This is a genomic window from Kitasatospora sp. NPDC034023 (assembly GCF_055575795.1).
Genome location: NZ_JBVIRY010000078.1, coordinates 1 through 15,294, shown reverse-complemented (window position 1 = coordinate 15,294; position 15,294 = coordinate 1). Strand labels below are relative to the sequence as shown.

Sequence of the window (15,294 nt, the reverse complement as noted above, 5' to 3'; positions counted from 1 at the left end):
CCAGCTACGAAGCCGGCCTGCACCTGTGCGGTGCCGTCATCTGGCTCCGCAGCCTGAGACCCGCATCATGATCCAAACTCAGAACACTCCCTAGCGTCCCAGCCGTAAAACCCCATCCCCCACCCATTCGGAATGGTGCTCTTGTCGTCGGTGTACTGCGGAAGCACGTCGTACAGCACAGGACCCTGAGGCATGATCTTCCCGGATCTGGTCTCAAATGTCCGCATGCTGCTGGCGATCCTGCCGCCGGTTCGCTGGTTGATGTTGGCCCCCCGCTGGAAGCACGGCGTCACGTTCCGCTCGTCCGACGTTCCGCCGGCCATGCGCGGCACAGAGTGGCAGCGGGCGAGATCAGACTTCGGAGTGAACCCAAGGGTGGTCGCACGCTTCTGAGCGTCGCTCCAGCCCCGGATGTTGCCGGTCGCGTCCTCACCCCGGCTGGAACTGGGCTTCCCCCCGAGACAGGCGTTGACTCCCGTGTTACGGCCCTGAGCGTCCGACGGCAGGTAGTTGACCCATCCGCCACCATTCAGGGCTACAGCCCCCGACGGCTTCAGGTCCTCGCAGGTGAGGACGCGCCGATTGCCGTTCCCCCCGGGCCCCGGGCTGCCTGCGCAGGACGGGCGGGAGCAGGCCGACGGGGGTGAGGCTGTCGCGGATGTGGGCGGCGCCGGCGGGGCGGGGGCGCGGGTGGTGGCGGTGAGGCGGGTGGTGAGGATGTGGGGATTGGCCGATCCGGTGCGGGCGCGGTGGTCCCGGCAGCGCTGAAGGGCGTGCCAGGTCGCGGTGTCGAGTGGGGTGGGTGCCGGGCGGCCGGGGAAGTGCAGCGTGCGGCGGACGGTGTCCACGGCGGCGTTGGTCAGGTGGGGCAGTTCGGTGGTGGTGGTGGCGTAGAGGAGGGCGGCAAGGCCGATGAGGGCTTCGTGGGGGCAGGTGTCCGGGTTGGTGGTCCATCGCCGGTAGAGGGCGCGCTGATGGTCGAGGGTGAGGGTAGGGCCGCGGAACCCGCGGTGCTGCGGGGCGTCCAGCGGTGCCGTGGGGTTGTGGAGGATCGGACCGGCGCGGCGGGCGTGGGCGAAGAACTGGCACAGTCCGGCAAGCGATGCGGCACGGCGGCACGGGTTGCGGGCCAGGAACGCCTCCACGTCGTGGGTGCTGACGCTCGCCCAGGTGGTGGTGCCCTGGCCGTGCACATGCAGGGCGAAGTCGCGGACGGTGGTCAGGCGTACCTCGATGGTCCGAAGCTGTTGGGGCGCAGGCCGTGCTTGATGGCGTGGGCGTGCTGGGCGGCAGATCGCGGACACCAGGGCGGCCCGACGCCGTCAGGGGGAGATCGGCACGCCGGCCCCGTACAAGATCCGCTACTGTTCGGCGCCACAATCCGATGATCTGATCGCAAGGACCTGCCATGACGTCCCCGCTGCTCCGAGCCGCCAACCCACACCCGACCACCTCCGAACCGACCCCCTCCTCGCGGCTGCGCCGGTTAGGCAAGACCGTGCGGGCGCCACTCATCCTGGTCGCCTTGGCCACCGTCGGGCTGCTGGTCGCCGGCTGGCTGAGCAAGACCGAGGCGGATGCTGCCCAGGTCGGTGACTGCGTGCATGATCGCGGTGTCGCGTCTAGAGCGGATCTGCAGATCGTGGACTGCGGCAAGCTGGAGGCTCAGTACAAGGTCGTCAAGGTCATCCGGGACACCAGCCAGTACCAGCCGTGCTACGGCGAAGGGCCCGAGGTCTTCGGCTCGTACACCCAAAAGCGATCGACAAGCGTCGTCGTGCTCTGTCTGGCCCTCAACCCCGATCGGCCGGGCGGCCCTGTCCCGCTCCCCAACTGGCCCGACGAGTACGGTCAGACCCGCTGACGTTTCACAGGTTCCGGCGGACCTGGAGGGGATTCCTGGGGCACTGCTACCCGAGGCGGGGAAGCTGCCGGCGCAGGCGACGTTCTACCGCTGGTGAAGGTGCTGGCCGACCCCGCTGAACTGCCCGGCCGGCCCGCGCGCACCGCCCCGCGCAGCCGGGGCGGACGGATTCATGACTGCTCCGAGGAAGGCGGTTGGAGAGCGGCGGCCGGGCCCGGCAGGGGCGGGCCGCATCAGCGGACCCAGGTCCCCTTGCGGCACGGTCCTGCGCGCACGTGGGGCACTCCAGCCGATCCGGGCCAGCCTTCTCCCGGACACTGCTGACGTTCGGCCTGGTCTTCGGTGCGGGCGAAGGCAACCTTCGCCTCGCTCCCGCGGACCGGGACCACACGGTGTTCCTGCTGCACGTTGGCTGACCGTCGACAGCATTGACGAATTTCGCCACCCGAAGGGCCGCCGCTACGGCACCATCCTGGTCGACTGCGAGACCCACCAGCCCCTGGACCTGCTCCCGGACCGCGACGCTGACAGCGTCGCCACCTGGCTGCGCGAGCACCCGGGCGTCGAGATTGTCTGCCGCGACCGCGCGCAGGTCTTCGCCGACGGCGCCCGTACCGGCGCCCCGAACGCCCAGCACTGCGCGGACAAATGGCACGTCTGGCACAACCTCGGCGAAGCAGTCGAACGCCTCGTCTCCCGCCACCGTGCACTGCTCCGCGACCTCGTCGAACTGCCCGAGCCCGCGCCGGAAACGGCCCAGATCGCCGAGAGAAGCCAGCCGAGCCCTTCCCGCAGGGGAAGTTCCTCGACCGGCTCCGCGACACCCACGCCGCCGTCCGCGCCCAGGTGGAGCAGGGCCTGAGCCTGCGCGAGATCGCCAGACGCCTCGGTCTCGGGCGCGACACGGTCCGCAAGTACGCCCGCGCCGCCAGCCCCGACGCGATGCTGCACGGCCAAATGGCAGGACCGGACCAGCAAACCCGACCGGTTCAAGCCCTACCTCGAACAGCGCATGGCCGAGGGCTGCACGAACGTGTCCAGGCTCCACCGCGAGCTGGAAGAACGTGGAGCACGCTGCAGCTACAGCACCCTGCGCGACTACATTCGGCCGCTACGACCCGAGCGTTCGGCCGCGGGGAACACGCCGCCGCCGGCTGGATCACGCGCCACCCCGACCACCTGCGCGAGGACGACCAGCCGCAGCTCAAGACCCTGCTGGCCCGCTCACCCGAACTCACAGCCGCCGCCGGCCACGTCCGCACCTTCGCGACCATCATGACCAACCGCGAAGGCGACCGGCTGCCGCACTGGATCGCCGACGTCTGCGCGGACGACCAGTGCGGCCTGGCCGGCTTCGTCACCGGACTGCTCCCCGACCTCGACGCCGTCGTCTACGGCATGAGCACCCACTGGTCGTCCGGACCGGTCGAGGGCCGCGTCAACGACCTGAAAGCGCTCAAGCGCAGCATGTTCGGCAGAGCGAAACCACCCCTACTACGCAAACGACTCCTCCTGATCGCCGCCGGCCGCCGACCACAGACCGTCACGGCCCGCTGATCGACGTCACGGAATCCATGCCCAACCACAAACGACCAGCCGCCGCCGACAGACCGAACCCAGTCGCGGTGGCACCGGCCCCTGCGGGATGCTTGGGTCGTGCGCCTGAATATCGATGGGGTTACCCCGCTGCCGCGGATGCTCTTGCTCAGCGAGTTCCTGCTCCACGCCGACTTCCAGGTCGAGCTGGACGCACCGGTGTTCGTCGCGGCGGGCGACCGGGTCTCCTACGAGGACGGCGGTGTCGTGGTGGCTCGCTCGACCGGTGAGCAATATACGCACCCGATCCGCGACAGCTACTGGATCTGCCGATGATGGCGACGGGCTCGATTCGCATCGCCATCTTGCAACCACCGGCGTGGCTGTGGGAAACACCGAGCGATTCGCTGGCTCGGGCCCTGCCAGTGCCGCGCATCAACCTCGGCGATCTCATGCGCGCTCACCTCCGCCAGGGCACCGACCTGGGGATCCGATCCGCCGAGATCATGAACTCCGGCAGGCCACTCCCGGACGAGATCATCAATAAGGTCGTCCGGGACCACCTGTGCCAGGCCCCCACAGCTTTCCTCCTCGACCGGTACCCGCTCAACGCCGACCAGGCGCTTGCTCTGGACGAGTTGCTCCACGAACTCGACACGCCCCTGGACAGCGTGGTGCGCCTGCACCTTCCCGAGCAGGAGGTGGAGGGCCGCGTCCGCCACCAGTCCGCCCGTCGCCTCTGCCGTAACGACTCGGCCCACGTCTACGAGCCAGCGGTGGACACCCTCGACGTCGATGACGCCTGCAACGTCTGCGGCGGTGAGCTCTATCAGCGTGAGGACGACAAAGAGACAAGCATCCGCGGCCGGTTCAGCAGTTACGAAGCGATGGTGGAGCCCATCATCCGGCACTACGCAAGGCAAGGGCTCCTCGTCACGGTCGACGCTGTCGGCACACCCGACGAGATAGCCAGTCGCGCGCTCACCGCGCTGCGACAGCATCAGACATCCACCCGAAAGTGACGGAGTGTCACCCAGCGCACGGAAGCACGATCGGTTTCACGAAATCCGTACCTGAACCCTGCAAGTGGCCCCACCGAGGAACGGTTTAGGTTGGCCCCACCTGCCGGCCGGCGCGGTGAGGTGTCGGCGGCAACTGCGTCTGCACGCCAGTACGACCAAGGGTGCTCAGCTCTTCCTCTGGATCCGGGTTCGGAAGAGGCGAGATGCTCGGCGTAATCGAGAGGCGATACGGGCAAGAGTACGGAACACTGCGCCAGGTGATCGTGATGCAGCCTGTTCTGGAGATCAACACACCCGAGGGCTTCGACCTATGGCCTATCGCTGGAGTCGAGCCGTTCGCCTTCCTGCCCCTGAACGGCGAACTCTCACCCGCCGAGGTCGGGACGGCGATGATGCGCATCATCGCCTGCAACGACATCGATCCTGATGGTGCCCGCCCGCCACGGCCGACTGGCCCGCTCCAGTCCTTCCTTCATGGACTGCTGACCTTCGACAACCTCTACGCGGCCGGTGGCCTGCGAGTCACCGACCACTCCACGGGGGTCGCCTTCCTGCCCGGTTGCTGCGACGGACTGGAAGACTGGCGCGACTGGCACGTTTTCGTCGACGGCGGCAGCCTGCTTGGGTTCGGCCACGAGCCCGTGTCCCCGGTTGCAGAACGTTTCGGCGACACCGTCCGGCTCACCGTCAACGCCGAGCAGAGTGGCAGCCCGGTGATCGAGCTGCCCATGGCCGAGCTCCGTCACCTGCTCGCTGGCGTCGAGCGCGACCTGACCAACTTCCTCGTGCTGGCGACCGCCTGGATCCATCAGCAGATGCCCGAGCATTCTGGTCCGGTCGTTGCCGCCCTTGCCCGCGTTCTCGACCTGCCTACGCCAGCCGTGCCGCCAAAGCCATAGGGCGGCCGACGGCGTCGGCTGGCGGGTGCGGCCCGGGATGTTGTTCGTGTGTTCCGGCCTGGGCAGATTCAGGTGTCTGCCCAACAGTGGGGTGCACTCGTATGGAGTAGTGCGGGATTGACCGGGCTCCGGCAACCGCATCACGCTGTGTGAGTTCGTAGTCACGGCCGTGTCAGGAGGCCGAGAACTTGCAGCGCGTTGAGTTGTTCGAGCGGATCCGCCGAGACAAGAGGCTGAAGAACGCCTCGGTCCGGGAGTTGGCCCGCCGTTACTCGGTCCACCGCCGGGTGGTCCGCCAGGCCCTGGACAGCGCGTTGCCTCCGAAGCGGAAAGAGCCGGTGACCCGCCGCTCCGCGCTGGACCCGGCCAAGGGCTGGATCGACGAGATGCTGCGGGCGGACCTGACGGCGCCGCCGAAGCAGCGGCACACCAACAAGCGGATCTTGGCCCGGCTGCGGGACGAGTACGGGTTCACCGCGGACGCCTACACCACCCTCAACGACTACCTGCGGGTGAGGCGTCCTCAGATCAAGGACGAGGCGGACCGGGCTCGGATGCTGCACGAGGGCATGGTTCCCCAGTTCCGCCGGCCCGGAGAGGAGGCCGAGGCGGGGCGTCGGGGTGCCGGTCGGCGCAGCGTTCCTCGAACTGGGCCTGTTCCAGGGCTTGCTGGATGTTCTCCAGGGTCATCCCGGCCGCCCGGCGGCGGACCCGGCTGGCGGCCTAAACCCGGCTGGACGCGGTTGTACTGCGGGCGGCTTTGCTGGCGCCGAGGATCGTCTGTATGACGACGTTAAGCAATTCGGTCGTTCGAACGGCCGGGGTCGTGACTGGTCTTTCGCTGGTCGCGCTCTCCGGTTGCACCTCTAGTCACACGACAACCGGTCCAGCGAGCTCGGCGCCTACTTCCAGCAGTAGCGCTGCGGCTACTGAAGTTGAACTCGTGATGTCGCTCGGATGGGTGAAGCGGTAGCGTTCGCCTGCCGTTGGAGGGTTCGTCCCGGTAGTCGTGTGCTGTGAGGTATGCACAGGGCGGCGGTTTGACCGACGCGGAGAGGGCCGCGCGGGAGCGGATCCGACGGCAGGCCGTGGATCGCTTCGAGGGCGGTGAGAAGAATCGGGACATCGCGGCTGCGCTGCGGGTGAGCGTGCGTTCGGTGGAGCGTTGGCGTCGGCAGTGGCGCGAGGACGGCGCGGCAGGAATCGCCTCGAAGGGTTCGCCGGGTCGTCCGAAGCTTTCTGATGCCCAGATCGTGAGGCTGGAGCGGGAGTTGGAGCGTGGGCCGCTTGCCCACGGCTGGGACGACCAGCGGTGGACCTTGGCTCGGGTGAAGACGCTGATCGGCCGGATGTTCCACGTCTCCTACACCGTGGAGGGCACGTGGGTCCTACGCAAGCGGCACGGCTGGTCCTGGCAGCAGCCGGCCCACCGCGCCATCGAGCGTGATGACGCGGCCGTCGAGTTGTGGAAGAAGGAGACGTGGCCGCGGGTAAAAGCGCCACGGCGGCCCGCGAGGCCTGGCTTGTCTTCGAGGACGAAGCCGGGCAGTCGATGGGTTCAGTCAAGATTTTCGTGATGCGGTGACGGAGCGTCATGCGAGTAGGACGCGCTTGCGCAGGAGCGGGAGAGTGGCTCGTCCATACATTTGCCGTTTGAGCATCTTGATCCGGTTGACGTGGCCTTCGACCGGGCCGCTGCTCCACGGCAGGGTGAGGCCGGCGGTGACGGCGTCCTGGTCGCGTTCGAGTCCGTCGGCGAAGGCGTGTAGCTGGGGTAGGTCGTCGGCGCGGACTGCGGAGATCCAGGCGGGGAGGTCGGTGCCGGTGCGGTCGCAGACCATGCGGGCGAAGGCATGGACGTGGTTGCGCAGGGCCGCCAGTTCGGGGCAGCGGGAGAGGACATCGTCGAGCAGGCGCTCCTCCTCTGCTCGCAGGTGTCCGGGGTGGCGGGTGATCCAGCCGGTGAGGTTCTGGGGCTTCGGCGGTGGCTCGGGGGCTGTCTTCGCGGTGTCGCGCAGTGGGCGAAGGAATCGGCGGACGGCTTGGGGCGTGCGTCCTGGATAGCCCTGGGCCTGGATTTCGCGGAAGAGTGTGGAGGCGTTGGTGCAGCCCTGGTTCCACCGGTTGATCAGGTAGGGCCGGTAGGCGTCCAGGCGCGTGGTGCGGATGGCGTGGTCGGCGAGTGCCTCGGGGTTCTCCCAGCGCGCGTAGCGGCGGGTGGTGTGGCGGGTCAGCCCGAGTTCACGTCCGATCGCGCTGATGGTCCATCCCTGGGCGAGCAGGTCCTGAACGGCGCGGTGGCGTTCGCGTGTGCGGGTGACCAGCCATTTCTCGCTTCCGGTGTCCGGGTTGAGCGTGGGGTTGGGAGCAGTCGCCGCCCTGGGTTCGGGGTCTGCCGGTGGCGGTGGTGTGAGGCAGGAGCGGTGGGCGATGGCGGTGCGTTCGACCGCGTGGGCCAGGTTGTCCCACAGGTGCCACGCGTCGGCGACCTGCTGTGCCTGCGGTGCTCCGACGTTCGCGGCTTCGGCGTATGCGCCTGCTCGGTCCCGGCAGATCACCTCGATGCCGGGGTGGGCGGACAGCCAGGCCACCAGGGGTGCCTTCTCCCGCCCGGGCAGTATGTCCAGGACGCGATGGGAGTCCAGATCGACGAGCACGGTGCCGTACCGTCGGCCCCGGCGGGTCGCGAAGTCGTCGACGCCCAGCACACGGGGCGCGGTCGGCACCGGGTCGGGTGCCGCCATCACCACGTTGAGCAGGGTGGTCCTGCTGATCGGAATGTTCAGGACGGCCGCCAGCCGGGCGCCGGCCCGCCCGGCCAGGGCAAACGCGATCGCCTGAACGATCTCGGCGAGGACAACCGTGCGGCGGCCGTACCTCGTGGTCAGCTCTGCTATCTGCTCGGCGAAGGTTCGACGAGTGCAAAGAGCGGTGTCGCAGAACAAGCGCCGGACGCACAGCTCGATGGCGACCGGGCGGCCGCCGAGGGCCGCGTCGGCCAGGTGGCGCCGGTAGCGACTGTGCACCCGCCGAGCCGGCACACCACAGTCGGGGCAGGGCACGGTCGTGCCATCCCGGGTTCGGGCGACGATCAGTACCTTTCCGTCCTCGACCCGCACCTGCTCCACCAACACCGGAGCGAGATGCGGGAGCAACCACCGCAGCGTCTCCTCACACGACCGCAGCATCCTGCCGCCTCGACCGGCGCGTCACCAGCGCACCGGAGTACGGGCAGAGCACGTCAGCTGATCAGCATGACGCTCCGTCACCGCATCACGAAAATCTTGACTGAACCAGTCGATGAGGCCGCCGCGCGCCCGGACCTGGGGCCGGGTCGGCTGCACGCCCGTGGTTCGGGTGCGCGGCCGAGGAGGCGGCCGGGTCTCCATGGCGGGGCTGAGCTGCTACAAACCCGGTCAGCGCTCGCGGATGTTCTACAGCTTCCACGTCTATCGGGGCCGCAAAGGCGAGAAGAAGGGCCTGACCTGGCAGGACTACCGGGACCTGCTCATCCGGGCGCACATCCAGCTCGGCGGTCCGATCGTGCTCGTGTGGGACAACCTGCGTGCCCACCTGATGCCGCCGATGCAGGAGTTCATCGAGGCGAACAAGGACTGGCTGACCGTCTTCCAACTCCCCTCGTACGCTCCCGACCTCAACCCGCAAGAGGGCATCTGGTCGCTGGTCAAGCGCACCATCGGCAACCTCGCCGCCTCCGACATCGACCAACTCGCCCGAGCCGTCAAACGCAGCCTGAAGAGACTCCAGTACCGCCCTCACCTCATCGACGGATGCCTCGCCACCACCGGCCTGATCATGGACGGCTGACCACATCTCAGACCGACATCACGAATTCAACTTCAGTAGCACCAAGGGAGGGCCACAAACGTACAAGATCGGGACGCCAGTCGAGGTCAAGGACGACCAGGGGCAGTACACGGAGACAGTGAGCCAGGCTCACTACACCACTCAAGGTGGGAACAGCGTCTTCACTGCCCAGCATGGTGGCTGGCTCGTCGCAACGGTGGACATCACGGTGGTGTCGGGCAAAACGTCGTTCAACCCGCTGTACTTCACACTCGTCGCTCCCGATGGTTCTCGGTGGAACGCCGACGCGACGGCCGGCGGCTACACACCTGCCCTGGCATCCGGAGATCTCTACGCCGGAGACAAAACCCATGGCTACCTCGCCTTCGACGCCCCAAGCACAGCATCGGGGTCAGGCGCGAAGATCGCGGCGACAAGTCCTCTCGGTGATGCGATCGCCTACTGGTCGCTTTCATAGGACGGTGTGGCGACCAGCTCCAGCACGCCCTGGAAAAACCGCGCGACCCCGTCGCGCAACCTCCTGACCCACCCGGCCCGTCGGCGGGCGCGCAGCCGCGGCACGGCCACCCGACGCGCTGCGGGAGACGGAGATGTTTGCCCCGCGGATCGTGGCAACAAGGAGCGCGGGCGGGCAGTGCACGGGCTGGGCCGGCGGACCTCTCCCCCCGGTCTGCCGGCCCAGCCCGCAGCGCACAGACCCGCCACCGAACCGGCTCATCCGGGATCTGCGCCAGCACGTCAGCCGGCATCGCGTCCACGTGGCCAGGCGAGCACCAAGAGGCGCTCGACGAGTACGCGGCGGTACTGCTGCTCGCGCTCGCAGCCGAACCGGCTGACGCCGCCGCCCAGATCAAGCGCCGACGGCGCCCGATCGCCCGTCAGGACGCCCTCCAGCAGCGCGTCTACGCCAACCTCGTCGCCGAACTCGCAGGCACCGAACACGGCGGCAAGACCCGCGCCGGCAGGGCCTGCGCATCACCGACGTGCAGATCGGCCGGATCATCCGCGAGGCCCAGCAGCGCCGCACCGCCCTCGCCGACGCCGTAGCCGCGCGCCGAGACCCCGAGGTCTGATCGACCGCCCAGCCCTGCACCGTGGGCCGGGGGCCTGACGGCCCCGCCAACCCCGCCGTTGCGGGGCCGGGCCTGCGGCACTGGCCGGGGACAGGACGCGGTTCCAGGGCGGTTGTCGGTGGGGGCCTGTACGGTCCGGACGGCGGCTGCCAGGAGAGAGAGGAAGAGGGGCGGGCATGAACGAGGTCAGGCCGGAGACACGCGAGTACCTCGACGGGCTGTTCACGCCGGGTGCGCGGATCGGGGGCGATACGCACACCCCGTACAGCTGGATCGAGATCGCCGAAATACAGGAGGTCACCGCGATCCGGCTGCCGAGCGGCCGGTTGGTCGTGGACTCGCCCTGGATCACCGGGCCGCCGCGCGAGCTCGCGGTCCGCATCCCGCCTGGCGAGTACCGGGTGGACGTCTCCTGGGCCAACTTGCCCCGTCTCTCTGACGGCTACTACACCGAGTACCGGGAGTGCGCCGCGACGCTCCTGCGCGTGCGCGACGAGCCGATGGTCACGTGGGAGCTCGCCCTCAGTGTGGGCGAGGACCCGGCCCTGCGCGCTGCCGGCGCGGGGTTCACCGCGGAGGAGGCCATGGGCTGCTTCGCCGACGCCACCGCCTGGCAGCCGCTCACCGAGCCATTCCGCCGCGACCTGGCCGACATCGCCGCCGCCGGCTTCGGCTGCCCGCCGATCGGACGGGACACCGAGAACCGCTTCGACCCGGTCCGTGAGGACCTCTGCGACGGCTACTTCGACCTGGTCCGCGACCAGGCCCACCGGGCCGACCTGCTGACCTTCGGCGTCCCGGAAGGCTGGGGCCAGGTCTGGATAGGCCGCACACGCGACGGCGAGATCGCCGTGATCGTCGCCCCCGGCCCAGTGCCCACCAGCCCGTGGGACTGAGACAGCCCGGCCCTTTGGCGACTGCCGCCGGGCCGGGACAACCCTCAGGCACCAAGTCCCCGGTCACGGCTGCGACACAGCAGGGTGATCGCCTCGCGGGGTTGTCGTCTACCTCGACCGGGGCAGGCCCGGTCCGCCAGGTGCCGTGCTCGGGCCACTGTCGGATGCCGGTACGGCAGGCAGCAACGCCGAAATCCACGAGCCGTTCGATCATGTGTCGGGCAGGATGCTCGCCTGTGAATCACGTCCTGTACGGGCTGGCCGCCAACCCGGCCCTGCCCTGCGAACTGGCCGACCGGCTGATCGCGGCGGCGGACGCCGACCTCGCCGAGGCCCTGGCCCGCCGCCCGGACCTCAGCCGTGCACAGGTGACGGCGCTGGCCTCCCGCTTCGGGGAGGCCGCGGTGCGGCTCGCGTACGAGGGCCGGCTCACCGCCGACGACGTCGACCCCGCCCTGCAGCCGCGCGCGGCGCTCGCCCTGCTCGAAGAAGGCGCCGGCAGGCCGCAGTGGGCCCGGCTGTTCGCCACCGATCCCCTGGTAGAGCACCGGGAGAAGCTGGCCGCCTGCCCCGATCTGCCGCCGGATGTGGCGCTGGCGCTCGCCGCAGACCCGGAGGTGCGAGTCGTCGCGGAACTCGCACTGTGGACGACGCCGGACCTCGCCGCCCGGCTCGCACGACACCCGGACACCGAGGTCCGCCGCGCGGTGGCGGCCAACGAGGCGACGCCACCGGCCCTCCTGGCGGCGCTGCTGACCGGCGAAGGGCTGCCCGCGGCTCGGTCCTGCCCGGTCTGCGACCGCGAGCCGACCCCTTTCGTCCACGACGCTCACTGTCCGGAGCCCGACTACGGCCTTCCGCCAGGAGCCTCCTGCGACGGCTCCCATGAGTGGGCCGTGCACGACATCCAGCAGGCGGCCCTGCGCAACCCGGCCACCCCCACAGCCGCCGCCGCGCTCTTCGCCGGCCACCCCTCGGTGCTGCTGCGCCAGGAACTGGCCGCCCGCCCCGACCTGCCGCCCCAGGTGTACGCGCAGCTCGCCGAGGATCCCGTCGCCTGGGTCCGGGCTCAGCTCGCGGACAATCCCGCGATCGACGAGCCTCTGATCCGCGCCCTGGCCACCGACCTCGGCCACGACGTCCAGCGCCGGCTCGCGCACCACCCGCGTCTCCCGCTCGACGTCCTCGCCCACCTCGCCGCCCGCCCGGCAGCAGGAACTCGACCTCGGTCGCCCAGTCGGCCACGGTGCCCACCCCGCCCGCGGCCCCGGGCGCGCTGCCGCCGAGGACGAACGCAGCGATCGTCTCGTTGACGGCCATCGCGTGCGGGGCGCCCGAGGTGCCGGCGCCCTTGGCCGTTGAGCCCATCTCGGGGCGGGGCAGGCCGAGGACCTGCCCGGCCGCGTCCAGCCCGGCCGTGCCCTCCAGCCGCCAGGTCTTGTGCCGGTCCCTGGTGTTGCCGTCGGAGGCGCCCAGACCATGCAGCGCGAGGTCGCCGAGCGCGCCTGCCGGACCGCCTTGTTCGACGCCGCCCCTGGCCGCAGCAGGCGCTGGAGCTGGTCGGCGGTGGCGACCTTGAGGACGCGCCGAGCGCGCCGAGGACGTCGGAGCGCAGCCCGGTGGTCGACCCGTTCGGGTTGGCGGCGCCGCGCCGGTACGCGGTGCGTCCCGGCCGGGACGGCTCGGCCGGTTCGACGGCGTCGGCCTGGTCGTCGTTGTCGTCGGGCTCGGCGGGGCGCTGACGGGTGCTCACGGGCGTCTCCCGGTGGTCGTGGTCGGTGTTGCCTTCGAGGGATATCCGGCGTTCCTGACAGCCGCCAAGCGCGTTCCTGCCCGTCTCGCTGACCGCCCACCTCCTGCGCATCGGGGAGAACCAGATGCGCGCCCTCCTCCAGCAGACCCGGCCCCTGCTGCACGAACACGGACACCACGCCGCCCCCCCTGCCCGTCCGCCTCATCGACCCCTGCGAGCTGACCAGATACCTCATGAACATCACATCAACCCGAGAGCTGACACGACACGCACCACTAATTCATCGACGGCCCCTGGCGGGCGCGTTCGGTGATGTTGCGGGCCATGGCTGCGAACACCGCGGTGTGGAACGGTGCGACAGCCCACCAGTACGCGTGTCCGGCCAGGCCGTGGGGGTGGAACAGCGCCCGCTGCCGGTATTGCGTTCCGTGATCGTCGTCCGGTGTGACCGAGAGTTCGAGCCAGGCCAGCCCGGGCAGGCGCATCTCGGCCCGTAGGCGCAGCAGTCGGCCGGGTTCGATTTCCTCGACACGCCAGAAGTCGAGGGAGTCGCCGACCCGTAGTCGGGTCGGGTCGCGGCGGCCCCGGCGCAGTCCGACGCCGCCGACCAGGCGGTCGAGCCGGCCGCGCAGCGCCCAGGCGAGTGGAAAGGAGTACCAGCCGTTGTCGCCGCCGATGCTTTCGATCACCTTCCAGACGGCGGCGGGTGACGCGGTCACGGTGCGTTCCTGGACATCCTGGTAGAGGCTGCCGCCGGCCCAGTCGGGATCGGTGGGCAGCGGGTCGCTCGGGGCGCCGGGCAGCGAGGCGGAGGACCAGCGGGTGGCGACGTCGGCGTCCTTGATCCGGTGCAGGGCGAGCGTGACGGCCTGGTCGAAGCCGGTCAGGCCCTCCGGTGGGTCGGGCACCCATCGGGCGATGTCGTGTTCGCCGCAGACGACTTCGTGGCGCAGGGACTCGACGAGGGGGCGGGCGATGGAGCCCGGGACTGGAGTCACCAGGCCGACCCAAAGGCTGGAGAGGCGGGGAGTGAGGAGCGGCACGGGGAGGATGAGGCGGCGGCGCAGTCCGGCGATGCGGGCGTAGCGCTGCATCATCTGTCCGTAAGTGAGGACGTCGGGGCCGCCGATGTCGAAGGTGCGGTTCAGTCCGGGCGGCAGGTATGCGGCGCCGACCAGGTAGCGCAGAACGTCCCGGACGGCGATCGGCTGGATTCGGGTGGACACCCAGCGCGGAGTGACCATCGCGGGCAGGCGTTCGGTGAGGTGGCGCAGCATTTCGAAGGAGGCGCTGCCGGAGCCGATGATCACGGCGGCGCGCAGTTCGGCCGTGGGGACACCGCCGGCTCGGAGCATGCGGCCGACCTCGGCGCGGGAGCGCAGGTGGGGGGAGAGGTCTGCGGCCGCGTAGTCGGGGACGAGGCCGCCGAGGTAGACGATCCGGGTGACGCCAGCGGCCGCCGTGGCGGCCGCGAAAGCGCGGGCGGCCGCGCGGTCGGTTGCCTCGAACGAGGGCCCGGTGCCGAGCGAGTGGATGAGGTAGTAGGCGACGTCGACGTCGTCGAAGGCCCCGGCGAGGGTTGCGGGGCGGGTGACGTCACCGGTGGCGGTCTCCACCCGGGCCCGCCAGGGATGGTCGCGCAGTCGCCCGGGATCCCGTACCAGACACCGTACGGTGTGCCCGTGGGCGAGCAGTTCGGGGACGAGCCGGCCGCCAATGTAGCCGGTCGCACCGGTCACCAGGCAGCGCAGTGGGCCGGGCTGCAGCGGATCCATGTCGACTCCTCCTTCGAAAGCCGCGTTCGCGGGCCTGCGCCGGTGCCGAAACGACGTAACCAGCATCGCGCATGTGCTTCGGAGCCGGCGCGATGGACACGAACACGCAAAGCAGTGCCCCGACGGGCGGCCGAGCCGTGCGGGGCTTGTTCCCAGTGGCGGCGAAGGCCAGCTGCTCGAACCGCTGCGGCCCCGGTGCCTTCCGTGCCCTTGGCCTCCAGCAGCCGCCCTGGATGCGGTCTGCCGTCGGTCCCGGCCATCGGCCTGCCCGGGCCTGCTTCGCTTTGACAGACACTCCTGATCAGGGGCTTCGGCCCCGGAAGGATGATGTCCATCATGGAGAGCATGGGGAAGAAGAAGCCGCGCCCTCGCCGTTCGTTCACGCCGGAGTTCAAGGCCGAGATCGTCGAGCGGGGCCGCCGAGTGTCGGCGTGATGCCGGTGACCGGCTGGCGGGGTTCTGATGTTGGTCCCTATGCGAGTCCCCCGCCGATGGCGTCCCGGTCGCGATCTTGCAGCTCACTGGGCGTTTCGTCCCTGACTCTGGGGGTTCAGGTGCCGCGCCAGGTGGGGGTGGTTTCGCCGGTGAGTCGGCGGGTCATGAGGCTGATCATCGCGAGGTGGATCATGGCCTCGGAGCGGGCTGGGA

At 69.9% G+C, this 15,294-nt stretch carries 12 protein-coding genes and 5 pseudogenes; 12 read left to right on the top strand and 5 right to left on the bottom strand.

Annotated features, from left to right (window positions below):
• Positions 1-65: 65 nt before the first annotated feature.
• Complete coding sequence (locus ACZ52R_RS42715) at positions 66-1,304, bottom strand: hypothetical protein (RefSeq protein WP_465755497.1); 1,239 nt, start codon at positions 1,302-1,304, stop codon at positions 66-68.
• Positions 1,305-1,408: 104 nt separating this feature from the next.
• On the opposite strand from ACZ52R_RS42715, the gene ACZ52R_RS42710 reads away from it, so the two are divergent.
• From ACZ52R_RS42710 to ACZ52R_RS42675, 8 genes and pseudogenes are all read left to right on the top strand, one after another.
• Complete coding sequence (locus ACZ52R_RS42710) at positions 1,409-1,864, top strand: LppU/SCO3897 family protein (protein ID WP_465626802.1); 456 nt, start codon at positions 1,409-1,411, stop codon at positions 1,862-1,864.
• A gap of 451 nt (positions 1,865-2,315) precedes the next feature.
• Positions 2,316-2,544 (top strand): annotated as a pseudogene (locus ACZ52R_RS42705) (ISL3 family transposase); the annotation flags it as partial.
• A 595-nt stretch (positions 2,545-3,139) separates the two neighbouring features.
• A complete protein-coding gene (locus tag ACZ52R_RS42700; RefSeq protein ID WP_465626801.1) occupies positions 3,140-3,421 on the top strand; it encodes a hypothetical protein in 282 nt (93 codons plus the stop codon).
• A 138-nt stretch (positions 3,422-3,559) separates the two neighbouring features.
• Positions 3,560-3,736 carry a hypothetical protein gene (locus ACZ52R_RS42695; RefSeq protein WP_465626800.1) on the top strand — a complete coding sequence of 59 codons (177 nt, stop codon included), beginning with the start codon at positions 3,560-3,562 and terminating at the stop codon, positions 3,734-3,736.
• Positions 3,733-4,422 carry an adenylate kinase family protein gene (locus tag ACZ52R_RS42690; protein ID WP_465755496.1) on the top strand — a complete coding sequence of 230 codons (690 nt, stop codon included), beginning with the start codon at positions 3,733-3,735 and terminating at the stop codon, positions 4,420-4,422. Before ACZ52R_RS42695 ends, ACZ52R_RS42690 begins: the two co-directional genes overlap by 4 nt.
• Before the next feature lie 266 nt (positions 4,423-4,688).
• Positions 4,689-5,321, top strand: coding sequence for a hypothetical protein (locus ACZ52R_RS42685; RefSeq protein WP_465665162.1), 633 nt, complete (start codon positions 4,689-4,691; stop codon positions 5,319-5,321).
• A gap of 188 nt (positions 5,322-5,509) precedes the next feature.
• The gene (locus tag ACZ52R_RS42680) at positions 5,510-6,109 is read left to right on the top strand and encodes a hypothetical protein (protein WP_465626798.1); all 600 of its coding nucleotides are present in this window, start codon (positions 5,510-5,512) and stop codon (positions 6,107-6,109) included.
• A 228-nt stretch (positions 6,110-6,337) separates the two neighbouring features.
• Positions 6,338-6,876, top strand: a pseudogene (locus tag ACZ52R_RS42675) (winged helix-turn-helix domain-containing protein); the annotation flags it as partial.
• A gap of 37 nt (positions 6,877-6,913) precedes the next feature.
• On the opposite strand, the gene ACZ52R_RS42670 reads toward ACZ52R_RS42675, so the two are convergent.
• Positions 6,914-8,509 (bottom strand): ISL3 family transposase, encoded by a 1,596-nt coding sequence (locus ACZ52R_RS42670; protein ID WP_465755495.1) that lies wholly within the window; start codon positions 8,507-8,509, stop codon positions 6,914-6,916.
• A 106-nt stretch (positions 8,510-8,615) separates the two neighbouring features.
• Here ACZ52R_RS42670 and ACZ52R_RS42665 point away from each other — a divergent pair.
• Positions 8,616-9,149 (top strand): annotated as a pseudogene (locus ACZ52R_RS42665) (transposase); the annotation flags it as partial.
• A gap of 4 nt (positions 9,150-9,153) precedes the next feature.
• Positions 9,154-9,606 (top strand): DUF4352 domain-containing protein, encoded by a 453-nt coding sequence (locus ACZ52R_RS42660; RefSeq protein ID WP_465755498.1) that lies wholly within the window; start codon positions 9,154-9,156, stop codon positions 9,604-9,606.
• A 281-nt stretch (positions 9,607-9,887) separates the two neighbouring features.
• Here ACZ52R_RS42660 and ACZ52R_RS42655 read toward each other — a convergent pair whose 3' ends face one another.
• The gene (locus ACZ52R_RS42655; protein WP_465626768.1) at positions 9,888-10,091 is read right to left on the bottom strand and encodes a hypothetical protein; all 204 of its coding nucleotides are present in this window, start codon (positions 10,089-10,091) and stop codon (positions 9,888-9,890) included.
• Positions 10,092-10,398: 307 nt separating this feature from the next.
• Here ACZ52R_RS42655 and ACZ52R_RS42650 point away from each other — a divergent pair, with 307 nt between their 5' ends.
• Both ACZ52R_RS42650 and ACZ52R_RS42645 read left to right on the top strand, forming a co-directional pair.
• Positions 10,399-11,118 (top strand): DUF4241 domain-containing protein, encoded by a 720-nt coding sequence (locus tag ACZ52R_RS42650; RefSeq protein ID WP_465755494.1) that lies wholly within the window; start codon positions 10,399-10,401, stop codon positions 11,116-11,118.
• Positions 11,119-11,354: 236 nt separating this feature from the next.
• A pseudogene (locus tag ACZ52R_RS42645) lies at positions 11,355-12,335 on the top strand (hypothetical protein); the annotation flags it as partial.
• A gap of 811 nt (positions 12,336-13,146) precedes the next feature.
• Here ACZ52R_RS42645 and ACZ52R_RS42640 read toward each other — a convergent pair.
• Entirely contained in the window at positions 13,147-14,646 is a 1,500-nt protein-coding gene (locus ACZ52R_RS42640) for an SDR family oxidoreductase (RefSeq protein ID WP_465755493.1), read from the bottom strand.
• Positions 14,647-15,196: 550 nt separating this feature from the next.
• A pseudogene (locus ACZ52R_RS42635) lies at positions 15,197-15,294 on the bottom strand (IS5 family transposase); the annotation flags it as partial.